26 protein-coding genes are annotated in these 26,722 nt (G+C 66.1%); 8 read left to right on the forward strand and 18 right to left on the reverse strand.

Annotated features, from left to right (window positions below; translation table 11 throughout):
• Positions 1 to 11: 11 nt before the first annotated feature.
• Positions 12 to 593 (reverse strand): hypothetical protein, encoded by a 582-nt coding sequence (locus tag M9952_09890; protein MCO5313226.1) that lies wholly within the window; start codon positions 591 to 593, stop codon positions 12 to 14.
• A gap of 187 nt (positions 594 to 780) precedes the next feature.
• On the opposite strand from M9952_09890, the gene M9952_09895 reads away from it, so the two are divergent.
• Positions 781 to 3,339: a hypothetical protein gene (locus M9952_09895; protein MCO5313227.1), complete on the forward strand. Its 2,559-nt coding sequence runs from the start codon at positions 781 to 783 to the stop codon at positions 3,337 to 3,339.
• Between the two features lie 46 nt (positions 3,340 to 3,385).
• Here the strand turns inward: M9952_09895 and M9952_09900 are convergent, their stop codons facing one another.
• Positions 3,386 to 4,498 (reverse strand): NDMA-dependent alcohol dehydrogenase, encoded by a 1,113-nt coding sequence (locus M9952_09900; GenBank protein ID MCO5313228.1) that lies wholly within the window; start codon positions 4,496 to 4,498, stop codon positions 3,386 to 3,388.
• 167 nt (positions 4,499 to 4,665) lie between these two features.
• Here M9952_09900 and M9952_09905 point away from each other — a divergent pair, with 167 nt between their 5' ends.
• Positions 4,666 to 5,487: a hypothetical protein gene (locus M9952_09905; GenBank protein ID MCO5313229.1), complete on the forward strand. Its 822-nt coding sequence runs from the start codon at positions 4,666 to 4,668 to the stop codon at positions 5,485 to 5,487.
• 19 nt (positions 5,488 to 5,506) lie between these two features.
• On the opposite strand, the gene M9952_09910 is transcribed toward M9952_09905, so the two are convergent.
• Entirely contained in the window at positions 5,507 to 5,740 is a 234-nt protein-coding gene (locus M9952_09910) for a DUF5522 domain-containing protein (protein ID MCO5313230.1), read from the reverse strand.
• Positions 5,741 to 5,826: 86 nt separating this feature from the next.
• Between M9952_09910 and M9952_09915 the strand changes: the two genes are divergently transcribed.
• Both M9952_09915 and M9952_09920 read left to right on the forward strand, forming a co-directional pair.
• The gene (locus M9952_09915) at positions 5,827 to 7,326 is read left to right on the forward strand and encodes an HNH endonuclease (GenBank protein MCO5313231.1); all 1,500 of its coding nucleotides are present in this window, start codon (positions 5,827 to 5,829) and stop codon (positions 7,324 to 7,326) included.
• A 142-nt stretch (positions 7,327 to 7,468) separates the two neighbouring features.
• Entirely contained in the window at positions 7,469 to 8,185 is a 717-nt protein-coding gene (locus M9952_09920; GenBank protein MCO5313232.1) for an SRPBCC domain-containing protein, read from the forward strand.
• Between the two features lie 296 nt (positions 8,186 to 8,481).
• Here the strand turns inward: M9952_09920 and M9952_09925 are convergent, their stop codons facing one another.
• The 3 genes from M9952_09925 to M9952_09935 all read right to left on the reverse strand — a co-directional run bounded on the left by M9952_09925 (position 8,482) and on the right by M9952_09935 (position 11,177).
• On the reverse strand, positions 8,482 to 8,997 hold the full coding sequence (locus M9952_09925) for a hypothetical protein (protein MCO5313233.1): 516 nt from the start codon (positions 8,995 to 8,997) through the stop codon (positions 8,482 to 8,484).
• A gap of 112 nt (positions 8,998 to 9,109) precedes the next feature.
• The gene (locus M9952_09930; protein ID MCO5313234.1) at positions 9,110 to 9,823 is read right to left on the reverse strand and encodes a TrkA family potassium uptake protein; all 714 of its coding nucleotides are present in this window, start codon (positions 9,821 to 9,823) and stop codon (positions 9,110 to 9,112) included.
• Positions 9,816 to 11,177, reverse strand: coding sequence for a TrkH family potassium uptake protein (locus M9952_09935; GenBank protein MCO5313235.1), 1,362 nt, complete (start codon positions 11,175 to 11,177; stop codon positions 9,816 to 9,818). Before M9952_09935 ends, M9952_09930 begins: the two co-directional genes overlap by 8 nt.
• A gap of 157 nt (positions 11,178 to 11,334) precedes the next feature.
• On the opposite strand from M9952_09935, the gene M9952_09940 reads away from it, so the two are divergent.
• On the forward strand, positions 11,335 to 12,696 hold the full coding sequence (locus M9952_09940) for a TrpB-like pyridoxal phosphate-dependent enzyme (GenBank protein MCO5313236.1): 1,362 nt from the start codon (positions 11,335 to 11,337) through the stop codon (positions 12,694 to 12,696).
• Between the two features lie 15 nt (positions 12,697 to 12,711).
• On the opposite strand, the gene M9952_09945 is transcribed toward M9952_09940, so the two are convergent.
• The 3 genes from M9952_09945 to M9952_09955 all read right to left on the reverse strand — a co-directional run bounded on the left by M9952_09945 (position 12,712) and on the right by M9952_09955 (position 15,905).
• On the reverse strand, positions 12,712 to 13,608 hold the full coding sequence (locus M9952_09945; protein MCO5313237.1) for a haloalkane dehalogenase: 897 nt from the start codon (positions 13,606 to 13,608) through the stop codon (positions 12,712 to 12,714).
• A gap of 69 nt (positions 13,609 to 13,677) precedes the next feature.
• Positions 13,678 to 15,249, reverse strand: coding sequence for an MFS transporter (locus M9952_09950; protein MCO5313238.1), 1,572 nt, complete (start codon positions 15,247 to 15,249; stop codon positions 13,678 to 13,680).
• On the reverse strand, positions 15,246 to 15,905 hold the full coding sequence (locus tag M9952_09955) for a TetR/AcrR family transcriptional regulator (GenBank protein ID MCO5313239.1): 660 nt from the start codon (positions 15,903 to 15,905) through the stop codon (positions 15,246 to 15,248). Before M9952_09955 ends, M9952_09950 begins: the two co-directional genes overlap by 4 nt.
• 216 nt (positions 15,906 to 16,121) lie before the next feature.
• Between M9952_09955 and M9952_09960 the strand changes: the two genes are divergently transcribed.
• Positions 16,122 to 16,640, forward strand: a complete 519-nt coding sequence (locus M9952_09960) for a flavin reductase family protein (protein MCO5313240.1) — start codon at positions 16,122 to 16,124, stop codon at positions 16,638 to 16,640.
• Positions 16,641 to 16,669: 29 nt separating this feature from the next.
• Here the strand turns inward: M9952_09960 and ilvD are convergent, their stop codons facing one another.
• From ilvD to M9952_09985, 5 genes are all read right to left on the reverse strand, one after another.
• Entirely contained in the window at positions 16,670 to 18,526 is a 1,857-nt protein-coding gene (gene ilvD, locus M9952_09965; GenBank protein MCO5313241.1) for a dihydroxy-acid dehydratase, read from the reverse strand.
• A gap of 175 nt (positions 18,527 to 18,701) precedes the next feature.
• Positions 18,702 to 19,055, reverse strand: a complete 354-nt coding sequence (locus M9952_09970) for a metal-sensitive transcriptional regulator (GenBank protein MCO5313242.1) — start codon at positions 19,053 to 19,055, stop codon at positions 18,702 to 18,704.
• On the reverse strand, positions 19,052 to 21,325 hold the full coding sequence (locus M9952_09975; GenBank protein ID MCO5313243.1) for a heavy metal translocating P-type ATPase: 2,274 nt from the start codon (positions 21,323 to 21,325) through the stop codon (positions 19,052 to 19,054). Before M9952_09975 ends, M9952_09970 begins: the two co-directional genes overlap by 4 nt.
• Positions 21,315 to 21,512 (reverse strand): hypothetical protein, encoded by a 198-nt coding sequence (locus M9952_09980; GenBank protein ID MCO5313244.1) that lies wholly within the window; start codon positions 21,510 to 21,512, stop codon positions 21,315 to 21,317. The genes M9952_09975 and M9952_09980 overlap by 11 nt, the downstream gene beginning before the upstream one ends.
• 2 nt (positions 21,513 to 21,514) lie before the next feature.
• Positions 21,515 to 21,724: a heavy-metal-associated domain-containing protein gene (locus M9952_09985; protein ID MCO5313245.1), complete on the reverse strand. Its 210-nt coding sequence runs from the start codon at positions 21,722 to 21,724 to the stop codon at positions 21,515 to 21,517.
• Positions 21,725 to 21,910: 186 nt separating this feature from the next.
• Here M9952_09985 and M9952_09990 point away from each other — a divergent pair, with 186 nt between their 5' ends.
• Together M9952_09990 and M9952_09995 are read left to right on the forward strand one after the other, a co-directional pair.
• On the forward strand, positions 21,911 to 22,399 hold the full coding sequence (locus M9952_09990) for a MarR family transcriptional regulator (protein MCO5313246.1): 489 nt from the start codon (positions 21,911 to 21,913) through the stop codon (positions 22,397 to 22,399).
• Positions 22,400 to 22,522: 123 nt separating this feature from the next.
• Entirely contained in the window at positions 22,523 to 22,738 is a 216-nt protein-coding gene (locus tag M9952_09995) for an amphi-Trp domain-containing protein (protein MCO5313247.1), read from the forward strand.
• Here the strand turns inward: M9952_09995 and M9952_10000 are convergent.
• The 4 genes from M9952_10000 to M9952_10015 form a co-directional block, all read right to left on the reverse strand.
• Positions 22,728 to 23,597, reverse strand: a complete 870-nt coding sequence (locus M9952_10000) for a dioxygenase (protein MCO5313248.1) — start codon at positions 23,595 to 23,597, stop codon at positions 22,728 to 22,730. The two genes, M9952_09995 and M9952_10000, sit on opposite strands and share 11 nt — an antisense overlap.
• A 150-nt stretch (positions 23,598 to 23,747) precedes the next feature.
• Positions 23,748 to 24,518, reverse strand: coding sequence for a sulfite exporter TauE/SafE family protein (locus tag M9952_10005; protein MCO5313249.1), 771 nt, complete (start codon positions 24,516 to 24,518; stop codon positions 23,748 to 23,750).
• A complete protein-coding gene (locus M9952_10010) occupies positions 24,515 to 25,999 on the reverse strand; it encodes an MBL fold metallo-hydrolase (protein MCO5313250.1) in 1,485 nt (494 codons plus the stop codon). The genes M9952_10005 and M9952_10010 overlap by 4 nt, the downstream gene beginning before the upstream one ends.
• Positions 25,996 to 26,664, reverse strand: a complete 669-nt coding sequence (locus M9952_10015; GenBank protein MCO5313251.1) for a rhodanese-like domain-containing protein — start codon at positions 26,662 to 26,664, stop codon at positions 25,996 to 25,998. Before M9952_10015 ends, M9952_10010 begins: the two co-directional genes overlap by 4 nt.
• Between the last annotated feature and the right edge of the window lie 58 nt (positions 26,665 to 26,722).

The raw sequence follows: 26,722 nt of genomic DNA on the forward strand, positions 1-26,722 counted from the left end.
CGGCGATGCCGCTAGGCGCGGGCTTCCCAGGTGTAGCCGAACGTCGTGTTCTTCGCCTGGGCGGCGTTGTCGTCCTGCATCGTCAGGGTGAACCTGAAGGTGCGCTTCTGCCCGGCTCCGGTGGGAGTCCACGCCGTCGACAATGCGCTGGCGTAGGCCGTGTGAGTGCTGAAGAACGCGGCAAGCGATCCGCTCGTCAGGGTCGAAGACGGGGTGAACCCGGTGCATGCAGCCGAACCCCCACCCGTGCCGATTTCGACGGTCATGTCGAGGTAGGCCTCGAGGCCCGTGCCGGTCGGAGCAGCCGTGCGATAGAGCTGAATGGGGTCATTCGTGGTAATCGTGCCGTCGTAGGTCACCTCGATACACCGCACGATGGTGTCGTCGGGGCTCATGTCAGCGACGGTGAACATCGCCGACCCCGAGTCATCATCGGTGAGGACAACCCCGGCCGAACCGACGGTGTTGTTGTCGTTCGCCGTGGTGTCGGAGAACGCGGCACGTGAGGTTCCAACGATGAGGAACGTGACGAAGATGAACGAAACGGCGGTGGCGACGAGGGTGACGACGCGATTGCGATGGTTGCTTGACATGGTGTCCTCAGAGGGGTGGGTCGCGTAGCGGCATGGACATCATGTAGATCGGCATCGAGGCGTCGCGGCTGAGTGCACCGGTCGAAATTCCCAACCGAGGTAGCCCTGATGACCCAGGCGAACGCGCGAGCCGGTTTTCGACCGCTGACAACTCAACAGGACCGCCGCACCGCCGATGAGCATTCAGATGAATCGCCTCTGGATCTCGCGGGTGTTGCTGGGCTGGCTGTTGGTCGTCGGCGCGCTCACCGTCGCTACGCGCACCGTGTCGGTCGCCGCATTCTCCGACACCACCGACACCGGCGCCTCGAGTGCTGCCGGGGCGCTCAACGGGCCCAACGCGCCGGCATCCGGCGTCGCGGCCTTCCAGGCTCATCGCGTGAGCATGACGGACTGCACCGTCAAATGGGAAGCCCTGAGCGGCGGAACGGACGTCGCCAACCGTTTCGAAGTGCTCGATGAGCCGGCGAGAACCACGCGCACGACCACGCCGAACAACTCGGTCGGTGCCGACAACACGACCTTCACCCCCGGTCGGGTCCTGTCGAGCTACCGCCTGCTCACCCGTTCCAGTTCGAACTGGGTATCCCCCGACTCCGAGTCGAGCACCTCCACCTGCTTTCAGGAGGCGATGACCTCGATCGCTGCCGGAGACTCGACAACCTGTGGCATCACCACCGCAGAGAAGTTGTATTGCTGGGGCCGCGGCCAACGCGGCCGAAACGGGCAATCCAATGAACGGACCGTCGCGACCCCCGTGGCGGTCGACGCGGCGAACAACTACCGACAGGTGGCCATCGGCAGCGGCCACATGTGCGGGATCCGCACCAGCGGCCAACTCTGGTGCTGGGGCGACAACTGGGCGGGGCAGGTCGGCGACGGCTCCACAACGGTCCGGCTCACCCCCGTCAGGGTCGGCTCCTCCAGCGACTGGAGCCTGGTCGCGTTGTCCGAAACCTCCTCGTGCGGCATCCGCACCGGCGGCCGGCTGTACTGCTGGGGCTTGAACGCGTTCGGTCAGCTCGGCCTCGGCGATACCACCAACCGCTCCTCCCCGGTCCAGGTCGGCTCCGCGAACTGGCGCACCGTCAGTGGAACAAAGAGCCACTTCTGCGGTGTGCTCAACACTGGAACCGCGTGGTGTTGGGGCACCAACTGGTGGGGCATGCTCGGCGACGGCACCACCTCGGTCAGGACCTCCCCGACCCAGGTGGGCTCCGCCACGCACTGGAGCCAGATCAGTGCCGGGAGCCGCCACACCTGCGCCATCACGATGAACAGCGCGATGTACTGCTGGGGCAACGACTACTACGGCGAGGGCGGCAGCGCATCGGGGATGTCGACGACCCCGAAGCTGGTTGCCGGCAACGACTGGGCACAGGTTGAGGCCGGGAGGTTGTTGACGTGCGCCCTCAAGATCGACCGAACCCTCTGGTGCGGAGGGACCAACATCGACGGCCGCACCGGGTTGTCCACCAACACCGGTTCCACCGGCGGCTTCGTTCAGGTCGGATCGACCTCCGACAATCTCCTGCTCACGGTGGGATGGCGCCACGGATGTGTCATTCGCGCCGACGCACGCCTGCACTGCTGGGGTGCGGCGGGGACCGGGATGACCGCCAACAACATCCAGACCCGTCGAAGCTTCCAGACCGTCGCAACCGGCACCGCCTGGACCCAGATCGCACTCGGCCTTCAACACTCCTGTGCCATCGACTCCGGCACCGAGATCTGGTGCTGGGGATGGAACGAGAACGGGCAGCTGGGCATGATCAACGGCAACGACGGGTACAACGTCCCCACCAAAGCGCCGATCGGCACCGGATGGACCCGCATCACCGTCGGCACGTCCCACACGTGCGGCATCAAGACCGGCGGTGGGCTCTGGTGTTGGGGCGGGAACTGGATCGGTCAGCTCGGCGACGGCACCACCGATGACCGGTGGTCGCCCGTGCGCATCCGATCGGACCTGACCTGGAAGTCGGTCGCCGCCGGCGCCGACCACACGTGCGCAACGACCACCGGTGGCGCGCTGTACTGCTGGGGCAACAACTGGACCGGACAGCTCGGCGACGGCACCACCAGCACCCGCATCACTCCACGCCTGATCACGACGGCAAGCTGGGATGAGGTCTCGACCGGCGAGGTCCACTCCTGTGCCACCCGCACCAACGGAACACTGTGGTGCTGGGGGGCGAACTGGACGGGCCAGGTCGGCGACGGCACGTGGGCCACGCCCAAAGCAGCCCCGGTTCAGGTGGGCACCGCGACGAACTGGCGACAGGTCACCGTCGGCGACGAATTCACCTGTGCGACGCGCACGGACAACACCCTGTGGTGCTGGGGGCGCGCCGACTACGGCGAAACCGGTCTCGGCTCCACCGATGCGACAGCGGCGCCGGCACAGGTCACGCCCGGCGCCGGCGCCGTGTGGTCCACCGTCAGCGCCGGACACCGATATGCGTGCGCATTGCGAACCTCGGGAGGCGCCCTGCGGTGTTGGGGCAACAACGCCGAGGGGCAGTTCGGCAACGGCAGCGCTCAGACCCAACGGCTGACACCGCTATCGATCACCACGGGCGTCACCACGCTCGCGAAAGAACTCGGCGCCTATCACACGTGCACCTATTCCAGTTCGGGCACGGCGCTGCGGTGCGCCGGGTCGAACGAGTGGAGCCAGCTCGGATATGAGGAGTCGACGCTGGGCCCCACCCAGATCGTCTCCGTGCTGACCTGGCGCTACTGACCGGCGCTACTTGTCTGGCGCTACTCGTAGCGCTTCGGGGTGGCGCCTACTTGTAGCGGAGTACCCCTCGGATGTTGTTTCCGGCAAGCATGTCGGCGAATCCATCGTTGATGTCTTCGAGGGCATACTCCCGGGTCACCATCCCCGCGAGGTCGAGTTGACCGCTGCGATACAGGTGCATGAGGCGAGGAATGTCAGAATTCGGATTCGCCGAACCGAAGATCGTGCCGACGAGCTGCTTTTCCATGAGCGTCAAATCACACAGCGAGATGTCGATGGAGGTCTCCGACGCCGGGTGAATGTTGGTGACCACCACACGGCCACGCTTGGCGCACAGCTGCATGATCGGCCCGATCTGTTCCCCCTGGCCGACGCCCACGGCACAGATGATCTTGTCGCACATCCGCCCCCACGTGACCTGCTGAATCAACTCGAGCGCCTCACCGATGCTCGCGATGGTGTGGGTCGCGCCGAACTTCATCGCCTGCTCACGTTTGAACTCGACCGGGTCGATGGCGAAGATGTTGCGCGCACCGGCGAGGCGGGCGCCCTGAACCGCGGCGGCGCCGATGCCGCCGACGCCGATCACCGCGACGTTGTCTCCCGGCTGGACGTCCGCCGCGTACACCGACGAACCCCACCCGGTCGTCACGCCGCAGCCGACGAGGCAAGCCAGCTCGAGCGGGATGTCGTCCTCGATCTTCACACACGACATCTCGTTGACGACCGTGTGCTTCGCGAACGTGCCGAGGCACACCATCGTCCACAGATCCGTGCCGTCCTGCGCGTGGTGGCGGCTCGTGCCGTCGAGTTGGGCGCCGACGAGCAGCGCTGCACCGTTGTCGCACAGGTTGGAATGCCCGTCGGCACACGAGATGCAGTGCCCGCAGGCCGGAACGAACGAGAACACGACGTGATCGCCGGGTTTGACGCGGGTGACTCCCTCGCCGACCTCCATGACGATGCCCGACCCCTCGTGTCCGCCGATGAGCGGCGTCACCGCCGGTAGATCGCTGGTACGAGCGTGGTCATCGGAATGGCACATGCCCGAGGCGACCATCTCGACGAGTACCTCGCCGGCCTTGGGCGGATCGAGCGTGATCGTCTCGACGCTCCACTTCGCCCCGGGCTCCCACAGGATCGCTGCCTGAGTCTCCATCGTCATCTCCCCTACGGATCGGAAATCGCGAACGTGTTCTAGTCGCTCGCTGTGGTCGGGCGCATGTTCCTTCCCTCCGATGGGCAATCCGACCTAGCGTTGGCGAGAGGGTGGTGCGAACGCGCAACCGGCCTTGGTAGGCATTTCAACCGGAGGGGTTCGTAGCGGTGCAACCTGGGAGTGCAGACCACGACACCGCATCGGCCGAGCGCGTCTTGATCAGCGCGAGCCGCTTCGGAGACTGGCAACTCCTAATGAAGGGACTCATCGCCACCGTCGTTCCGACCATCGGACTCGGGGCGTTCGTCACGTCGGCACGGTCCCCCCGCGGAGTGGCGCCAAGTGCCCTCGACGCCGTGCTCGTCGCCATCGAGACCACGGTCCACCTCACGTTCTGGGCGACATTGGCGTACGCGTACGTCGACTGGCGCGAACGGGCGGGCGAGCTTCTCGCCGAGTCGAAGCCGAACCTCGCGGTGATCGACGATCATTCCCACAAGAACCGCGCGTCAAAGCGGATCGCGTTGGGCGAAGTGCTGTTGACGTTGTGGTGGTCCGGTTTCATCGTGGCCTTCGTCTTCACCCAGCGCGCCATCGGCTGGCGCGGCCCCGACGGTGACGTCGTGCCGGTGTTGAACCCTGCCGAGTGGGACTTTTGGATTCCGCTGGTCATGTTGATCTACGCCAACGCTTTCACGTTGACCATCGCCGCCTACCGCCAAGGCCGCTGGACACCGTTGACGAGTTTCGTGCTCATCGGTGACGCCGTGATCGGGGCGGGGGTGAGCTGCTGGCTGCTCACCTCGCGCCGAGCGCTCAACCCGGCTTGGATCGCCGAACTCGACTGGCTCACGGCGCACCAACGAAGCCACATGATCAGCTGGGGTGCCGCCGTCGCCGTCACGCTGCTCGGCGTGACCACCGTTCAAACCGTGGCGATGGGGTGGCGGCGCGACCGAAGCGCCCCGCCGGTTCGCTACCAGCCGTAGTGGCGCCGTCGAGACGGCTCTATGGGTCGGTGTCGGGTAACGAAGCGATGGGGTCGCCCTCGACGTCCCGGTCCCGATCTCGATCCTGATACGGGCAGTGACGACAGCCGTTGCCGCAGCAGTATCCCCGCTCGAGTAATCCGACGACCGTGAACACCAAGTACCCACTGTCCGGGTCGATGTAGTGGGACTCGCCCCGCTCGACAGCAGCATCATGGGACGATTGCCAGCGGCGAGCCATGTCGGAACCCATGACGACATTGTGCCGGGGTTGGGGTTTGGTCGTGGCTCGGGCGCGGTTGGGCTTCGCTGTCGGAGGTCGCGTTTAGTATCAAACGCATGTTCGAGGGCTTCGACAGCGAACTGAATAGCCTGGGTTCCGGGATCGACGATGTTGCGGTCCTGTTCGAGCTGCAACGCCGTTTGGATCTGCACATGATCGACGCGCTCGGGGAGTTGGATGCTGTTGGGATGACCGACGTCGTCGAGGGCCTGTCCACCAAAGCGTGGGTGTCCAAGACCGCTCGTTGTTCCGGTGTGACCGCCACCCGACGCGTTTCGGTCGCTCGGGCGGTGCGGCGCCGGTATCGGCCCGACGTGTTGGACCGCCTGCGGTCCGGTGTCGTGGGGTTTGATCATCTGGTCGTGATCGGCCGGTGGTCGAACCCGCGGATCGAACCCACCTGGTCCGACAACGCCGGACCAATGCTGGACCTCGCGGAGCATTTGACGTTCGCGAAATGGGAAAAGGTCATCGCCGCGTTGGCACGCCTCGTCGACACCGACGGCACCGAACCCGCCCCACCAGCCGAAGAATCCTGGCTCGACCTACGCGACATCCACGGCCCCGACGGTGTTATCGGTGTGGAAATCGTCGGAGAGTTCTTCGGCGACTACGCCGAGGTCGTACGCCAAGCCATCAACGACGCCACCAACCGTCACCGCAAAGCTGTCCGCAACGACGCCGAACAATTCGACCGGTCACCGACAACATCAGAATCGCAGTTGCGGGCGAAAGCGTTGATGGACCTGTGCCGGTTCGGCACCCAGTTCACCCTGTCGGGTAACTACCGGCCAGGAACCGCCGAAGTCACCATCATCCTGCAACACGACGAACACGGCCAACCACGCGCGTATTCGCCTACGGGTGATCCGCTCACCGCGGACGTGATCGAACGCATGATGTGTGACCCAGAACTCCGCGCTGTGCTGTTGGACTCGTTGGGCCAACCGCTCGATGTCGGCCATAGCGTGCGGTTGGCGACCGACGCTCAACGCGCCGCGTTGGCGGCACGCGACGGGGGGTGTTGTTTTCCCGGCTGTGAGGCACCCGCACACCACACCGAAGCCCACCATGTTCGCCATCACCGCAACGGCGGCGCCACGGCGGTGAACAACCTGGCATGTCTGTGCCGACACCACCACGGCCTGGTGCACCGCGTCGGCTGGGCCATGCACATCACCACCGACGGCTGGACCCTCTACACCCACCCCTGTGGCATCACGATCTGGGGGCAACAACACGGGGTTCAACGCCAAGGCCCCATCCCCGAAGAACTCGCGGCAGAACCCGAACCACCCGCCCGACCGAAGGTGAAAGTCCGCGGCGGAACCGTCGACCTCGCCGAAGCGATCGCCACGATCCGCCGCCGCTACGACCGCATGACCGCCACGCCCGACACCCGCATGTACCGACCCCACGACGCCCGCAGGTCAGCCTCCAGCCGAGGCTCGGGCAGGACCGGACGAACCGGCGGAGCGACGAGGGCCGGGCGAGCCACCGCCGGGCAACTCTCACTCACCCCAGCCAAACCACCCCAACCACCGATACGCCAATGAACCGGCGGCCCCAATAGACCGTGTCCGACCCCACGCGACCCCACCTCATCCCAACGCTGAGGCACCACCCCTTCCGGGACGCGTTGGCGCGCACGCGGGTCCGCACCCCCCGGGGCGCGTTCGCCTCTGCGAGTATGGGGCCATGATCGCCCCGTTCGAGATCGTCAAGACCGTCGACCTGCCAGCGCCGGCCGCTCTCGTCTGGTTCGCCCTGACCGAACCGCAGGGTCTCGCTGGATGGACCATGCCCATCGCCCCTCAGCGGGACTCCCCCACCGTCACCTTGTGGCGGGATGCCCAGCACCTCTCGCTGCACATCCCAACCGGCGACGATGGGTCCTTCCAGGAGTTCGACTACAAGATCGAGCCACTCCCCACCGGCGAGACCAATCTGCGGTTTACCCACGCGGGCCTTCAGAGCGCCTCGCCTCAGTCCATTGAGATGACCGACCTCGCGTGGGACCAGTACTTCGCGACGCTTCGGGTTTACCTGCGCGATTTCGCGCACTTGGTTCCTGCCTACATCGAGGCCGAGGCCCCAACACAGGCCTTCGGCGAAGCACCCTCGGCGGCTTGGAACAATCTCCGCGCAGCGCTCGGACTCGACGATGACGCCAACGTTGGAGCCTCGGTGCGGATCAAGCGGGTCGGGGTCGACCCGCTCGAGGGCACCGTCGACTACCTCACCGAACGTTTCGTCGGGGTGGCAGGCCGCGACTTCCTCGTACGGTTCCATCGACGCGAGGCCATCGGGCTACCGATCGCAGTGGCCCATCACCAGTACCTCGACCCCGATCACGCCGTCCTCGACGTCGAGTCGGAACGCCTCGCATGGATCGACTGGCTCGCCGAGCTCTGACCGTTGCCCTCCCAGCCGGAGCCCGCCAACCGGTGTCCGGTCCGTGTCGGCGGCCGTCACCACCTCGGCACCACGCCGCGATACGGTCATGACATGCGCAACAAGATCGTCATCGCACTCATCCCGATCCTCGCCGCGTTCATCGCAAAGCAGCTGCAGGACTACCTGCGTAACAAAGAGGCAGCAAAAACCGCCGCCTGAACGCGACCCCTGGCGGGTCGCTCCAGCCGGCCATCGCCCCACAGCGCCGGTCGGCTCAACCCGCGTCCGTACCGCGCCGGTCAGCTCAGCCCGGGTCAGCGCAGCTCGACGACCCTCGGGGTCGGCGTCGACTGGTCGTCTTGGATGTTGTTCAGCACGATCAACAACACGATCGGCAGCACAACGGCCAACACGCCCACCCCGATCGCTCCAAGGGGGACGCCGATCGACAGCCCTGCCGCGCGGCGGCGAACCAGCGTCACGAGGCCGGCTACCACCGCTAAAGCACCGATCGCCGCGCCGATCCACGGGATGAACACGAACGCCAGCCCGACGATCGCCAGGTACAACGGCACTGCGCCCGTACCGACCCCTTGCGCCTCCTCGATTGCCTGCAATCGTCCTGAAGCGGCGACCACGTCGGCTGGGTCGGCAAACGCGGCGAGGACCGACTCCATCTCGTCGTCGCGGACACCGCGCGTCGCCGCGTTCAACTGCTGAACGGCCTCGCCCAACAGCGCACGACGTGGCTCGTCGTCGAGGTCCGAGCACTTCTCGCGCAACTCGGAGTAGTAACTCAACACAAGCGGATGTCGCGACGCTGGTTTCATCGAGACCATTCTTCCAGCGTTTCACCAAAACGCGGTCGAACCCCCGGCATTGCCGGGTTCACATCCGATCGGACGCTGCCCCGCTCGCCTGATTCACCGCTCCGGCGCTTGATCAGTGGACCCGGGCGAACGCCTCGGCGGATTCGGTCTCCCCCGCCACCACCAACAGGTCGCCCTTGCCGAGCACGGTCTCGGCGTTGGCGTAGGTGAAGTTGCCTCGGCTCGGCTTCACACACACAACGGTGACGTTCCAACGCTGACGAATCGCCGCTTCGGTGAGCGTCTTTCCGACCAATTCCGCCGGAACGACCGTTTCCACCATGGCGAAGCGCTCGTCGAGCTGGAACCAATCCAGCATCCGTCCACCGATCATGTGGGCGACCTGATGGCCCATGTCGTGTTCGGGCAACACCACGTGATGCGCGCCGACACGCTCGAGGATCCGAGCGTGCTGTTTGCTGACCGCCTTCGCCCAGATGTTGGGGACGCCGACCTCGTCGAGCACCGCCGTGGCCAAGATGCTCGCCTCGATATCGGATCCGACCGCCACGATCGCGTGGGTCATCTCGTCGATCCCAAGCTGACGGATTGCGTCCACGTTGGTTACGTCAGCCTCGACGGTATGGGTCAGGTGCCTGCTGTAGGTCTGCACCAACGACTCGACCTCGTCGACGCCGAGAACGTCGCAACCGAGCCGCACCAACTCCGACGCAACGGCGGCGCCGAATCGGCCCAGGCCCAACACGACGATCGATTCGCCCGGACCGGGGCGCTCCTCCGGGGACAGTTGACCGAAGCTGCGCGGCCTCGACGCTTGATCAGCCAATGACGATCCTCTCCTCGGGATATCGATACAACCGTTCTCGTTCGCGCAACACCAGTGCCGCGAACAACGTGGGTGGGCCGACTCGGCCCAGGAACATCAACACGATCATCAAGATCTTCGCACCCGCGCCGAGTGTCGGAGTGATTCCGGTCGATGACCCGACCGTGGCCAGAGCCGACACCGACTCGAACAGCACCTCCGAGAGGCCAAATGGTGTCAACGCCAACATCGCCAGCGTCGCGGCCATCACCGCCCCGACCGCCAGGAGCGCCACCGCGACGGCCTGACGTTGCAGGTTCGACGGAACCCTCCGATGGAAGATCGTGGTGTCGCGATCACCTCGCACTTCGGCCCAGATCGCCAACCCCAACAGCGCGAAGGTCGACACCTTGATGCCGCCGGCGGTCGAACTGCTGCCGCCACCCACGAACATCAGCATCACGGTGGCCAGATGGGAGGTGTCGTTGGTCGCCGCGACGTCGACGGTCGCAAACCCGGCGGTACGCCCGAAGACGCTGTGGGCAAGGCTGTTGCCGATGGTCGCGAGGCTCGACATCGGCCCCATCGTCTTGGGATTCGTCCACTCGAACCACATGAACGCGACCCACCCACCAGCGGTGATCACGGCGGTCATCGCCAGCGTCAGCTTGGTGTGAAGGTCCCACCGTCGTGGCTCTCGAGGGTGGTCGATGAGCTGTGACCAGACGGGGAAGCCGAGCGCCCCTGCGGTCACCGCCAAGGCGAGTACCGTCAACACCACCGGATCATGGGCAAAGCGCTGCAGGCTCTGATCGAACATCGAAAACCCCGCGTTGTTGAACGCGCTGATCGCATGAAACGCCCCCATCCCGGCTGCGCTGTCCAGGCTCATGTGGTGGACCCACCAGAACTGTGCGGTCAGCACCAGCGCGGTGATGGCCTCGACGATCAAGGTCATCTGCAGGATTCGGCGCACGAGTTCGCGGACATCTCCCAACGTGAGCGAATTCGCCTGTGCCGCGACGAGCAGGCGTTGCCGCAAGCCAAGGCGTCGACTCAACACCACCACGGCCAGCGACGACATCGTCATGATGCCGAGGCCGCCGACCTGGACCAACCCCACGATGACGACGTGGCCAAAGGTGCTCCAGTGCCGCGCCGTGTCGACCACCGTCAACCCGGTGACGCTCGACGCCGAAGCCGCGGTGAAAACTGCCGTGAGCGAGGACGTATGACGTCCTGGCGCCGTCGCGATCGGCAATGACAACAGCACCGAACCGACCGCGATGGTGACCAGGATCGTGCCAACGATGTATCTCGCTGGCCGCGGCTGATTCGGCTGCGGCTCGTTGATCCGGAAGCGTCGGAGCGACATGACCACCCTTTCCGTCGCTCACGCTATCGCCGGGCGCACTCGACGGCGCCACGGACCTCCACCCGGGTCCACCGTTGCGCTCCACACCATCTGCATGGTCACCTACGATCCACCGGGTCAGCCGTTGCTGCCACGACACGAAGGGGATACACCACCGATGGGCGAACCACTCCGCTACACGCTCTCCGACGATGAAATGCCGACCACCTGGTACAACCTCATCGCCGATCTCGACAGTCCTCCTCCGCCGGCGTTGCATCCGGGGACGCTCGAGCCCGCCGGACCGGACGACTTCGCTCCGTTGTTCCCGATGGAACTCATCATGCAGGAGGTCACCACCGACCGTTACGTCGAGATCCCCGGCGAGGTGCTCGACGTCTACCGCCTGTGGCGTTCGACCCCGTTGCACCGTGCGCACCGCCTCGAAAAGGCGCTCGGAACTCCCGCACGCATTTACTACAAGTACGAAGGCGTCAGCCCGGCGGGTTCGCACAAGCCCAACACCGCGGTGCCGCAGGCCTACTACAACGCCAAGGCCGGGGTGAAGAAGCTCACGACCGAAACCGGTGCCGGGCAGTGGGGCGTGGCGCTCTCGTTCGCCGCCCAGGCATTCGGGCTCGACTGCGAGGTCTGGCAGGTCGCCGCCTCGTACCACTCCAAGCCCTACCGATCCGCGATCATGCGCAGTTTCGGCGCAACGGTTCACCCGTCGCCGTCCGACCAGACCGATTACGGGCGCTCGTTGCTCGCTGCCGACGCCGAGAACCCCGGTTCGCTCGGCATCGCCATCTCCGAGGCGGTATCGGTGGCCGCCCAGGACCCCGAGATCCGCTATGCGCTCGGGTCGGTGCTGAACCACGTCATCTTGCACCAGACCGTCATCGGGGAAGAGGCGCTCTTGCAGATGGCCAAGGCCGGCGACACTCCCGATCTCATCGTGGGCTGCACCGGTGGCGGCTCAAATTTCGGTGGCCTCACCTTCCCCTTCCTTCGCGAAAAGATGGCCGGCCGGATCAGCCCGCGGATTCTCGCCGTCGAACCGTCGGCGTGCCCGTCGCTGACCCGCGGCGTGTATGCGTACGACTTCGGCGACTCCGCCGGCATGACCCCGCTCATGAAGATGCACACTCTGGGCCACGGGTTCATCCCCGACCCGATCCATGCGGGCGGGCTCCGCTACCACGGCATGAGCCCGCTGGTGAGCCATGTCTACGAACTCGGTTTGATCGAGGCCGAATCGGTGCAGCAAAGCGAATGCTTCGCCGCGGCCATCGAGTTCGCCCGCGCCGAGGGGATCATCCCGGCCCCCGAGTCGACCCATGCGATCGCTGCGGCAGTGGCCGCAGCGAATGCCGCGAAGGAGACGGGCGAGGAACCGGTGATCCTCATCGCGCTGTCCGGCCACGGCATGTTGGACATGGCGGCCTACGACAAGTACTTCGCCGGCGAGATCGTCGATTACGACTACCCCGCCGACAAGGTCGCCCAGGCCCTCGCCGAACTACCGCAGGTTCCCTGAACTACCCGAGCGCTTTTACAGCGCTGCGATCCAGTCGGCGAGCACGGCGGCGAGGTCGGCGCCACGATCCTCTTGCAGGAAGTGGCCGCCGCCCTCGATCGTCGTGTGCGGCTGCCCGTCGGCGCCAGGGACCTTGGCGATGAACACCGCATCGGCCCCTTTGGTGATCGGATCGCTGTCGGAATAGACGCACAGGAACGGCTTCGCCCAACCCTCGAGCACCTTCCACGCCGCCTTCTGATTCCGCGCCTCGACGTCGTCGGGAGACACGGGGATGAGCGACGGAAAGATCCGCGCGCCAGCCTTGAACGAGTCGTCGGGGAAGGGTGCGTCATACGCGGCGATCACCTCGGCGGACAGATCGGTCGTGCACCCGCCGTTGATGATCGCCCCGACCGGGAACTCATCGGCGGTGGCCGCGAACTCGCGCCAGGCGCGCAGCGCGTCGGAGATCGCCATGTCACCGTTCGGCAACCCGCCGTTGCCGATTGCGATCGCAGCGAAACGGTCCGGATGCGCTGTCACGACGCGAAGCCCCACCAGGCTGCCCCAGTCCTGGCCGAAGAAGACCGCGTCGAGCACGTCGAGATGGTCCACCAACAGCTCGGTGGTCCAGGCGATGTGGCGGGCGTAGGTGTAGTCGGACTGCTCGGTCGGCTTGTCGGATCGGCCGAACCCGATGAGATCCGGAACGACGCAACGACAACCCGCCGCCGTCAGCACCGGGATCATGGTTCGGTACAGGTAGCTCCACGAGGGCTCGCCGTGCAGCAACACCACGACGCGACCGTCTCTCGGCCCCTCGTCGAGGTAGTGCATTCGCAGCCCGTCGCCCACCTCGTGATACCTCGGCTCAAAGTCGAAGCCGGGTAGCCCGACAAATCGGTCGTCAGGAGTGCGAACGCTGTTCATATCGTCGATCCAGTCATGTCATGGAGTATGCCATTGGTCACCCGACGGCCGACGGCGCCGACGAGGGAATCAGTGGGCGACCACGCGGTCACCGATCGTTCGAGTGCCGTCGGAGCCGTCGTGATCGCCTGAGCCATGGATGGCTCCGGTGCCAAAGGTCGTGTCCCGCAACATCAGCGACAAGCCGAACCCGATGGCGAGCACCACCGCGGCCCAACCGAAGATCGAGGTGATCGAATCGGCGAATCGGTACACGTAGTGCGCGTATTCCGCTGGGTCCGCGAGGCGTAAGGCCGCGCGTTCCGCCTCGCTGAGCTGGTGGGTGAACGACGGCAGGTTGCGTGCGAACTGGGCATTGAACATCGCACCGAACACCGCCACACCGAGCGATCCTCCCATCGACCGAAAGAAGTTCACCGCCGAGGTTCCGACCCCGAGGTCCTTGGTCTCGACCTCGTTTTGCACCGCGAGGATCAGCGTCTGCATGCAGAACCCGAGCCCGACACCCAACAGCGCCATGTAGCCGGTCACCAGAGTCTTGGAGGTGTCGCCGCCCATCGTCGACAACAGGAACATGGCAACCGCCGCGATGACCATGCCCGACACCGGGAAGATCCGATAGCGACCCGTGCGCGAGATGCTCTGGCCGGCAACCATCGAGGCCAACAGCATCGCCAACATGAGCGGCAACAGCACCAGGCCCGAATCGGTTGCGGAGGCGCCGTTGACCGTCTGCATGAAATAGGGCAGGTAACTGATCGTGCCGTACATGCCCACGCCGACGATGAAGGCAACCGCGGACGACACCGCGAATGTGCGCAGGTTGAACAGATGCAGCGGCAACACCGGCTCAGGGGCGCGGCGTTCGACGGCGATGAAGGCACCCAACAACACGACCGAAACGGCGATGAGGCTCAAGATGAGGCTCGACCCCCAGGCGTACTGTTCCCCACCCCAGGTCGTGACCAACACGATGCAGGTCACCGAGGCGGCCAGCAGCGCGGCACCGAGGTGGTCGATCCTCGGCTTCGAACGCGGAGCGCCGTTGGCGGGGAGCTTCAAGGCGGTCACCACCAGGGCGACCAATCCGACGGGCAGGTTCACGTAGAAGACCCACCGCCATGACAAGTTGTCGGTCAGGAATCCGCCGAGCAATGGACCGGCCACGCTCGACACGCCGAAAAGCGCCCCGAAATACCCCTGATAGCGACCGCGTTCTCGAGCGGTGACGACCTCGGCGATCAGCGCCTGGGCCAACACGATGAGCCCCCCGGCGCCGAGGCCCTGCAACGCGCGGAACCCGATGAGTTGCGACATCGACTGCGAGACTCCGCAGAGCATCGAGCCCACCAGGAACGTGACGATGGCGAACTGAAAGAGCCGCTTACGGCCGTACAGGTCGCCCAACTTGCCATACAGCGGGGTCGAGATCGACACCGTCAACATGTAGGCGGTGACCACCCAGGCGAGATGGCTGGCGCCGCCGAGGTCACCCACGATCTCGGGTAGGGCCGTCGCGACGATGGTCTGGTCGAGCGCGGCGAGAAACATACCCAACATCAGTCCGCTGAAGATCACGAGCACCTGACGATGCGTGTAGCCGGACGCGGTGAGTTCCTGACGAGGCACGGTGGAGGTCATGAGATCCTTTCGCGACGGGCAGAGACGGGGTCGACGGGGTCGACGGGATCGACGGGGTCGGGTCGGAACGCGTCAAGGTCGAGCATTTCGAGGGTTGTCAGGGTCGTGGCGAGGTGGACGTGAAGATCGGTACTGCGATCAGAGGCCTGCCACCACGCCATCACCGAACGCAGCGCCGCGATCGTGGTGGCGACGACGAAGGCCGGCCGCGGATCGCGTCCCTGGTCGACGTCCATCCGATCGGCGACGGCCTCGGTGAGGGCCCGGGTGGCGAGGTCGAACGATTCGAGGTGCCGGGGCAACAACTCCGGGTGGCGGCGAACAAGTTCGTTGCGCAACATCCAACGCTGCAGCATCGCGTCGTCACCCTCACCGGTGATGACGCTCCACAGCGCCCTCGCTGGGCGTTCGTCGCTCGGCCGATTCCGCAATGCAGACGCGGCGGCTTCGAAGCCTTGAGGGTCGCTGCCGATGACCGCCTCGTTCTTGCTGGAGAAGTAGTTGAAGAAGGTCCGAGTCGAGATGCCGGCTGCTTCCGCGATGTCGTCGACGGTCACGCCGGCGATCCCACGTTCGCTGACGAGTTCACGCGCCGCCGTGACGATGCGCACGAAGGTCTCGCGCTTTTTTCGCTCGCGAAGTCCGGTGGTGGTCATGGGCACCATGGTCGCGCTTTATTGCACGTTATGCAACTTTGCCGATGGTGCAACCTTGCAGTTTGCGCAACGTTCAGGATGGTGCAGCTTTGGAGATGGGGCGCTCTGCCCTGGGTCGGCCGCGTTCATCCGGGTTCCCACGCGCCCGGCGCCGACATGTGATGGGATGACGTTCGCAGACGGGCACCGCGCACGCCCGCGCTAAGGAGATCGAACATGAGCGGACTGCCCGGCTTCGATGCCGTGAACCGACAACTCGATGCGGCGGTCGTTATCGCCGTCGTCACCACGCCGACAGGCGACCGATCGGGATGCCTGGTCGGGTTCCACTCCCAGGTGGGCATCGAACCGCTGCGCTACTGCGTGTGGATCTCCCGCGAGAACCACACCTTCGGCCTCCTCGCGGATGCCTCGGAGTTGAGCGTTCACCCCCTCACCGACGCCGACCGCGAGGTTGCCACGCTGTTCGCCACGCGCTCCGGCGACGACATCGACAAGTGGGAGACCATGGCCCACGCCGGCCTCGCCCTCCCCGAGGCGCACGTGAGTGGCCCGATCGTCGATCTCCTGGATCACCCTGACCTCGACCACGTCGGGGTCGTCCTCGCACCGTCGCACGCACACGCTGCCGGCGGCACCGACGCCGCCGACGGCAGCGACGGCGACACGACCAACGGGTCCACGCTTCGCGTCTCGGACGTCTCCGACCTTGCGGCCGGCCACGAGGTCGACTGACCGGCAGCCGAGCGCCGGCCGAGCGCCGTTCAGTCGACGATGCCGATGATGCTCAGGTCGCGGACCCCGCCGCGGTCGGCCGAACTGGCCATCGCTGCGTAGGCCTTCAACGCTGCCGACACCTTCCGGTCGCGCGCCACGGGCTTGTAGCCGTTGTCGGCCTCGAGTTCGCCACGGCGCTCGGCGAGTTCGGCCGCCGGGACGTCGAGTTCGATCGAACGGTTCGGAATATCGATATTGATGCGATCGCCGTTGCGCACAAGAGCGATCGCTCCGCCTGCGGCGGCCTCGGGCGAGATGTGGCCGATCGACAGACCCGAGGTGCCACCCGAAAAACGGCCGTCGGTAATCAACGCGCACTTGGCGCCGAGACCCTTTCCCTTCAGATACGACGTCGGGTACAGCATCTCCTGCATCCCGGGACCGCCGCGGGGCCCCTCGTAGCGGATGACCACGACGTCACCCTCGTGGATCTCATCTTTCAGGATCGCCTCGACGGCGTCGTCCTGGGATTCGAACACCACCGCCGGGCCGCTGAACACGAAGATCGACTCGTCGACGCCAGCGGTCTTGACGATGCAACCGTCCTCGGCGATGTTTCCGAACAGGGTCGCCAAGCCGCCCTCGGCGGAATACGCATGATCGACCGAGCGAATGCAACCGTTCTCACCATCGAGGTCGAGGCTGTGCCAGCGCTCCGACTGGCTGAACGCCTCAGCGGAGCGCACGCAGCCCGGCGCGGCGTGAAACAACTCGACGGCCTTGTCGGTCGCGGCGCCACCGCGGATGTCCCAGTCTGCAAGCCACTGCTTCAAGCTCACCGAATGCACACACGACACGTCGTGGCGCAACAGGCCGGCCCGGTCGAGCTCGCCGAGCAACGCCGGGACGCCGCCGGCACGGTGCACGTCTTCCATCAGGTAGGTGCCGTTCGGTGCGATCTTCGACAGGCAGGGGACCGTCCGGCTCAACCGGTCGATATCTGCCATCGTGAACGGCACCCCCGCCTCGTTCGCCGCCGCGAGCAGGTGCAACACGGTGTTGGAGGACCCGCCCATGGCGATATCGAGGGTCATCGCGTTCTCGAACGCGTCGTAGGTGGCGATGTTGCGCGGCAACACCGACGCGTCGTCGTTGTCGTAGTAGCGATGCGCGAGTTCGACCACGAGAGCGCCGGCTGCCTCGTAGAGGTCGCGCCGAGCGGTGTGGGTGGCGAGCGTGGAGCCGTTGCCGGGAAGCGACAGGCCAAGCGCTTCGGTCAGACAGTTCATCGAATTCGCTGTGAACATGCCCGAACACGACCCGCACGTGGGACATGCCGACTCCTCAAGTCGGTTGATGTCCTCGTCGCTCACCTCGTCGTTGACCGCCTCGGCGATCACGGTGATGAGGTTCAACCCCTTGCGGACGGTGCCATTGACCAGTTTGGCCTCCCCACCTTCCATCGGACCGCCAGAGACGAACACCGTCGGAATGTTGAGCCTCAACGCCGCGTTCAGCATTCCCGGGGTGATCTTGTCGCAATTGGAGATGCACACGAGCGCGTCCGCACAATGCGCTTCGACCATGTACTCGACCGAGTCGGCGATGAGGTCGCGCGACGGCAGGGAGTACAACATGCCGCCGTGGCCCATGGCGATGCCGTCGTCGACCGCGATCGTGTTGAACTCGCGCGGAATGCCGCCCGCGGCCTTCACCGCGGCGCTGACGATCCGCCCGACCGGGGCCAGGTGGGTGTGTCCCGGCACGAACTCGGTGAAGCTGTTCGCCACGGCAATGATGGGCTTGCCGAAGTCGTTGCCGTCGACACCGGCGGCCCGCAGCAGCGAGCGGGCACCGGCCATGTTGCGTCCGTGGGTGACGGTCCGTGAGCGGAGTTCAGGCATGTTCGTCGTCCTTCGTGTGGGGCGCCCGGCGGAGGCTGACACGGAATCGGTGGGACTCCGTGCGGCACGCTCCGATGGCGGCGATGTTCGGCCGGCCGCGGCGCTCAACCAAGCGTACAACCCCGCGTCGACCCGATAACTCCCGCGGCGGCTGTGGAGCTCCGGCCGCGCTGGACTACTTCGCCAGGCGGGCGACGGCGGCTTTGGCCTCGGCGATCTTGGCCTGCGCGTCCTCACCGCCGGACTGCATGGCGTCCGCCACACAGTGGCTCAGGTGGTCGCCCAACAGCTCCACCGCGAGACTCTGCATCGCGGAACGCAACGCGGCGATCTGGGTGAGAATGTCGATGCAGTACTGCTCCTCGTCCACCATCCGGTGAACTCCTCGGACCTGCCCTTCGATGCGCCTGATCCGAGCGAGATACTTGGCCTTGTCGGCCATGTAGCCCGGATCGGTTGCGTTGTGACACACCGGCTCTGGAAGGTGCTGGTCGCCCACCCCAGGTGAGTCGAGGTCGGCGGGGCTCATCCGCGTTCCGTCGAGATCGAAGCGAAGCGGCGCAGCCGCAGGCTGTTGGATACGACAAAGACGCTCGACAGCGCCATCGCCGCGCCCGCGAGCATCGGATTCAGCAGCCCGAACGCCGCGAGCGGGATGGCGGCGACGTTGTAGGCGAACGCCCAGAACAGGTTGCCCTTGATCGTGGACAACGTTCGACGCGACAGCCGGATGGCGTCGACCGCCGCCCGCAGGTCGCCGGCGACGAGCGTGATGTCGGAGGCCTCGATCGCCACGTCGGTGCCGGTGCCCATCGACAACCCGAGATCGGCCTGCGCCAGCGCCGGCGCGTCGTTGACTCCGTCGCCGACCATCGCCACGGTCTTGCCTTCCGACTGCAACCGGGCCACGACATCCACCTTTTCGCTCGGCAACACCTCGGCGATGACGTTGTCGATACCAACCTTCGCCGCCACCTCTTCGGCAACGCTTCGGTTGTCGCCGGTCAACAACACTGGTTCGAGGCCGAGCCCGCGCAGACGGCGGATGGCGTCGGCACTGGTGTCCTTGATCGCGTCGGCCACCGAAACCACACCGCGGGCCTCGCCGTCCCAGGCGACCACGACCGCTGTTTCACCACGCCGTTCAGATTCGGCCTTCGCCTCGCGCACGTCGTCACCCACGTGGAATCCCTCGGCGGTGAGCAACGCCTCGCGACCGACCATCACCGACCGACCGCCCACCGTCCCGCGAACACCGCGCCCCTCAAGCGCCGAGAAGTCCCCCACCGGCTCGAGCGAACCGAGTTCAGCCCGCGCCCCCGAAGCGACCGCCTTGGCGATGGGGTGTTCCGACGCGGCCTCGATCGCCCCCGCCACCGCGAGCAGTTCGTTACGGTCCACGCCGTCCGCGGCCGCGACGCCGACAAGGGTCATGACCCCGGTGGTGACCGTGCCCGTCTTGTCCAACACGATCGTGTCGATCGAACGGGTCGACTCCAATACCTCCGGGCCACGGATGAGCACACCCATCTGCGCACCACGCCCGGTGCCGACCAGCAAGGCCGTCGGGGTGGCCAACCCGAGCGCGCATGGGCACGCGATGATCAACACCGCCACCCCCGCCGTGAACGCGGCACTGATTCCGAACCCGCCTCCGAGCCACACCCCGAGGGTGGCGACCGCAACGGCGATGACCACCGGGACGAACACCCCGGCGATGCGATCGGCGAGACGCTGCACCTCCGCCTTGCCCGACTGGGCCTCGGCGACGAGTCGGGCCATCTGCGCGAGCTGGGTGTCGGCGCCGACCCTGGTCGCCTCGACGACGAGGCGCCCGCTCTGGTTGACCGTCGCTCCGATCACACGGTCGCCGACTGCGACGTCGACGGGCACCGACTCTCCGCTCACCATCGACTCGTCGACCGCTGAGGCGCCCTCGACCACGAGGCCGTCGGTGGCGATCTTTTCGCCGGGGCGCACGACGAAGCGGTCGCCGACGACGAGTTCGTCGATCGCGATGGTGACCTCGACGTCGTCCGGTGAGCGAGGCACTGAGACTTCCTTGGCCCCGAGTTCGAGGAGTGCGTTCAGCGCCGCACCGGCTTGACGCTTCGAGGTCTTTTCGAAGTACCGGCCGGCCAACACGAAGGTGATCACGCCCGCCGCCGCTTCGAGGTAGATGTTGGCCGCTCCGTCGGTCGGGGCGACCGACAGTTCGAACGCGTGCGTCATCCCGGGCTCACCCGCGGTGCCGAAGAACAGTGCGTACAGCGACCACACAAACGCTGCGGTCGTGCCGACCGAGATGAGGGTGTCCATCGTCGCCGCGCCGTGACGGAGATTGATCAGCGCCGCACGGTGAAACGGCCACGCCGCCCACACGACCACGGGCGCTGTGAGGGTCAGCGACAACCACTGCCAGTAGGTGAACTGCAGCGCCGGCACCATCGCCATGGCGATCACCGGAACCGACAGCACGACCGCACCGACGAGACGCTGGCGCAGCGCGATCAACTCCAAGTCGTGACCGCTCGTCGCGATGCCGTCGGCGGGGTTGGCATCGTTGCCGACGGGGCGGGGTTGGCTCGCGCTGTACCCGGTCTGTTCGACGACGTGAATCAGATCCTCGACCGACACGCCCTCGGGCACCTCAACGTGCGCCTTTTCGGTCGCGTAATTGACCGACGCGCTCACCCCGTCGACCTTGTTCAGCTTCTTTTCGATCCGCATCGCGCACGAGGCGCACGTCATGCCGCCGATGTCGAGATCGATCGTGTGCAGGGTTGCGTCAGTGCTCATCGTGGTCCTCCGCCTCTTGCGAGGCGTCGGTGCCGGTGTGATGGTCGGACTCGATGCGCTCCTGCCACCGCTGTCCGGCACCGTCGGGCACAACGACCCGTCCGATTCCGAAGGACGCGCCGAACACCACCACGAGCGCGACAACATACGCGCCGAGCCGCGTGCGCACCGACGCCTCGCCGGCCATGATCAGACCCGCGCAGCGCGGTAGCCGGCTTCGTCGACTGCCGCGATCACTGCTGCATCGTCGAGTACCTCGTCGGATTCGACCACGAGCACTTTGTCCGCGGCGCTCACCTGCAGCACCGTGACGCCATCGAGCGCCTCAACCTCCTGTCGCACCGCCGCCTCGCAGTGCCCACATGTCATTCCATCCACCGTGTATGTCGTCGCAGTCATGATCGACCTCCTGATCACCCCAACCATACCCCCCTAGGGTATATTCCCGCCACCCAGCCCCATTTCCGATAACCAGTGGTCGTGATCACGACCACTGGTTATCGGAGAACGGGTCATTGGCCGGGGCCTCGGTCGGGGCCATGCCCTGGGCCCTGCCCTGTCGGCCGCTCGCCGTAGGCTCCGGAGATGGCCCCGACCGAGGCAACCCGCTGGCTCACCGCAGACGAACAACGCACCTGGCGAGCGTGGCTGGGCATCAACGCCCTCCTGGCGGCCACGCTCGATCGCCAGCTGCAGCGCGACGCCGCGATTCCCCACGCGTATTACGTGACGATGGCGATGCTGTCCGAACAACCAGGCCGCTCCTGCACGATGAGCGAATTGGCGGCTGCCACGCGCTTCTCTCCGAGCCGGTTGTCCCACGCCGTCACCAAGCTCGAAGCCAACGGGTGGATCGAGCGGCGCCGGGCAGAGGGCAACGCCCGCCAGATCATCGCCACGTTGACCGACGAAGGGATGCGCGTGGTCGAACAGGTCGCCCCCATTCACGTCGAACACGTCCGGACCGTGTTGTTCGATGCGCTCAACGAGGAGCAGGCGACCGCGCTCGGCGATGTGCTCGAAGCGATCCTCGCGAACCTCATCGAACTCGAGGACGCACCCGGCGATCGCTAGTGCCGTGGCGACTCGTGTCCGCCGCCGACACCTGCAACGATGTCGGACGCCACACGCAACGCTGCGCCGGACGTACCGGGCTGATCGCCCCGAGCCGACGCAACCCACACGAAACGAGGGATGATGGGACTCATCGAATACGAGACCAGCGAGAAGTTGAGCCGCGAACAGGCCGCCGCCAAGCTGCGCGATCTCGCCGACCAACTCGCACGCCACAACGAGGTGGCCTTCGAGCGCGACGGACTTCGCTACACCGTCGATGTTCCCGATGAGGTGACGTTGTCCTACGAGATTGAGGTGGGCGACGACAGCGAGATCGAAATCGAGATCAAGTGGTGAGCGTTTCCTGAGCGTTGGCCGCCCAGCCGGCTTGCTCACGAGGCAGCACGCCGAACCGGTAGCTCGAGGCCACGATGGCGTCGTACACATCCTCCTGGTGATATGCCATCACGCCGCGATCGCCCTCGGCAGCCCCGACCGCTACGTGGAGCGGGATGAGGTGATCCTCAGCCGGGTGCGCAAAACGCGCGCTCGGGGCCTCGACCCAGTTGCGCAGGCGCTCGGTCCGCTCCGAGACGGGGCCGTCGACAACAGCCGACTTCAGCCATGCATCGAATTCGGCCGACCCGACGCGCCCTGCTTCGCCGAAGGCCCGCATGTTGTGAAACGTGAACCCGCTCCCCACGATCAGCACGCCCTCATCTCGGAGCGGGGCCAGTGCCCGTCCGAGCGCCAGGTGATCGTCGACGTTGTAGCCCGCCCGGATCGACAGCTGCAGAACCGGGACTGAAGCCTCGGGGTACATCACGGCGAGCGGGACGAAGGCACCATGGTCGTAGCCGCGTTGTGCATCTTCGGCCGAAGTGATGCCGGCCCCCGTCAGCAGGTCGCGCACGCGAGCCGCCACCTCGGGGGAACCCGGTGATGGGTACTGCAGGTGGTAGGTGAATTCCGGGAAGCCGCCGTAGTCGTAGTACATGGTCGGCTGCGGGGAGGTTTGCACGGTGAATTCCCGCTCCTCCCAATGAGCGGACACCACGAGCACCGCCCGCGGGGTGAGGCCCAGATCGGCGGGGATTGCCTGCAGATGACGCTCCATCGGTTCGAGGTCTCCGGGAAGGAGGTCCTTGATCCACGGCCACGGCCCACCGCCGTGCGAGATGAAGTAGGTGGGAAGACGGACGGGTTCGGTGGACATCGGATGCCTCCAGGTTCTCAAACCGCCTCCACGACGGTAGCACTTATTTGAACCCTCAACTATCCCCGTCTATTCCCCCACGCCGCCTGTTCTCCGATAACCAGTGGTCGTGATCACGACCACTGGTTATCGGAGAACGGGCTAGTTGGGCTAGCGGGCTAGCGCTATTGCCGAGGCCGCGCCGTTTGCGATCGCGACCGCGACGAGCACACTCGCAAAGGCCCGCAGCGACGCCGTCGGTGGGAGCTTCGGGGCGATGCGAGCGCCCACCACGCTGCCGATCAGCATGGCGATGACGAACGGCATCGCCAGGTCCCACTCCACCGTGTCGAACCCGCGGATGAGTAGCGCCACCAAGGAGTTGCCGGCGACGATCAACAGCGAGGTGCCGATGGCTTTGGCCATGTTGAACCCGAGTGCCAAGGTCAGCACCGGAACGATCACAAAGCCACCACCGACACCGAACAGACCGGTCAGGAAACCGACTCCCATGCCGGCGACCAGAAGCCATCCGACACTGATCGAACCGTCGACCACGGACTCGCCGGCGGCCTCCTCCCCCGCCCGGGTACACGACGGACACGCCGTCAACATGCGGTGTGCTGCGACGAGGATCAACCCGCTGAACAACAGCATCAACAGGTCGTCGTCGAGGTGGGTGTGGACCTCTTTGCCCGCCCAGGACGCAACGGCACCCGCTGCGACGAAGGCCGCCGCCACCCCGACGCGCACGTTACCGCGCCGCGCATGGGACACCGACGACACGACCGCCGAGACACCGACGGCGACGAGCGAGATCGCGGTGGCCTCGGTGAAGGTCAACCCACCGAGGTAGACGAGCGCCGGGACGGCGAGGATCGACCCCCCGCCGCCCAGCGCTCCGAGCAGAACGCCGATCACAAGACCGGCGATCGCGGTCACCTGTCGCCCAACCCGCAGGCTGCGGCGATTCCGAGTGCGCTGGCCCCGCCGACCAGATCGGACACGTCCGCGAATCCTGCCGCCTCAAGGACGCTTGAGCCGATCGCCGACCGAGCGCCGCCGGCGCACACCACAACGGTGGGACGTGCCGGGTCGAGCCCTGCGTCGTCGATCGCTGCGCTCAACCTTGGCAGCGGAATGGTGATGGCGCCCTCGACCGGGGCCGCCTCAACCTCGCCGGGATTGCGCACGTCGACAAACTGCAACGACTCGCCGAGCGCATCACGGCGGTCTGCGAACTCGACCGCCGTCAGCCGCGATTGGCGCCTGGACCGCTCGGGATGCTCGATCAGCACCCGCTCCACCTCGCCGAGCGCGCCGGCGACGTTGTCGAAGCCGATGCGCGACATGCGCAGCGCCGCCTCGGTCACCGCGTCGGCATCGCCGATGAGCAGCACCGGAGTACCCGGACCCGCGAACATCCCGACCTGCTCGGCAAAGCGGCCAGTCAACGGAACCGAGATCGACCCGGCGAGGTGACCGGCCGCGTAGGTGTCGGCGGAGCGCACGTCCACCGCCATCGCTCCGAGCGCCTTGATCCGGTCGAAGGCCGCGAGATCGAGCGCATCGGGAGCATCGTTGTGGGCACGAATGGGTCGCAGCTTGCGGTTGAGCGTTGCGTCGTAGCCGAAGTACCCCGGGGTGGTCGGCTGGCCATCGGTGACGATCGCCACGAACGTCGCCTCGTCCATCGGCTGAACGGCGTAGTTGCTCACGCGCTGTTCGCCGATGGTCGAAATCGTCTCACTCGACAACGACTTACCGCAGGCGGATCCGGCGCCGTGGGCGGGAAGGACCAACGTGTCGTCGGGCAGCGTCATCATCCGGTGCACCGAGGAGTACTGCTTGGCGGCGAGTTCGTCCGCCGGCACGTCGAACGCGACGAGCAGGTCCGGCCGACCGACGTCTCCGATGAACAACGTGTCACCCGTCAGTGCTGCGACCGGGGCGCCCTCGGGTTCGGCGCGGACGATGAGCGAGATGGATTCGGGGGTGTGCCCCGGCGTCTCCCAGACCTCGACCGTGACGCCACCGAGGTCGATGACGTCGCCATCGGCGAACAAGCGGGACTCGAATTCGGTCACCGCGGCCGAGCCGTAGCCGATCGTCGCACCGGTGGCGGCCGCAAGTTCGAGGTGGCCGGACAGGAAGTCGGCGTGGAAGTGGGTCTGCATCACGTACTCGATGCTCAGGCCGTCCTCGGCCGCCGCGGCGAGGAGCTCGTCGACGTCACGACGGGGATCGACCGCGATGGCACGACCGGTGTTCAGGTCGCCGACCAGGTAGGCAGCCTGCGACAAACAGCCGAGGTAGAACTGCCGGATCAGGACATGATCGGGTAGCCCGGAGACTCGCTCTCCACCGGGAACGGTGGAAGCGGCGAGATGAGCGGGCAACTGGGTGGGCGGTTGGGCGGTCATGATCGGACACCTCCGGACGTGGTGGACGTGGTGGACGTCGTGGATGCCGTGCTGTTGAGCTTCGGCTGACTGGTGAGATCGACCGGGGCGGGAGTCGCTCCGGTGAGGGCTGCGGCAATGGTGGGCATGTCGCAGGTTCCGGCGTTGCGCCGGTTGTAGGGGAGTTTCATCAGCATCATGCCCATCGCACATGTGTTGGTGACGGCAGCGAAGACGAGGCCGAGCCCGAGCGCGCCCGCCACCCAGCGGGTGTGGGGCCAAATGATGCTGAGCAGAATCGACACGGCGACAATGCCGCCGGCAACCAAGCGGACCTGACGCTCGAGGGTCCATGGCTGGGGACCGTCGAGGTGACGGAGTGCGTGCCCGCCCGCCGACCACGCCTCGATGCCGCCGTCGAGCACGTGCACCGTGTCGAGTCCCGCTTCGCGAAGCTGCGTCTCCGCGGCTTCGGCGCGACGCCCCGACTGGCAGATGAGCACGACCGGGTCGGTGGTGCGAGTCAACTCCTCACGGTGTTCGGCGAGGTTGGGCAGCGGCACGTTGTAGGAGCCGTCGATGTGGCCGACGGCGAACTCGCCCGGGGTACGAACGTCGATGAGCCGTACGGTCGGATGCTCGGTTCGCAGTCGAGCGAGATCGGCGGGACGGACGGTGACAGTCATGATGCTCCTTGTTCGAAGATATACCCCTATGGGTATGTAAACCATACCCATAGGGGTA

Source organism: Microthrixaceae bacterium (assembly GCA_023957975.1).
Lineage (GTDB): Bacteria > Actinomycetota > Acidimicrobiia > Acidimicrobiales > Microtrichaceae > JAMLGM01.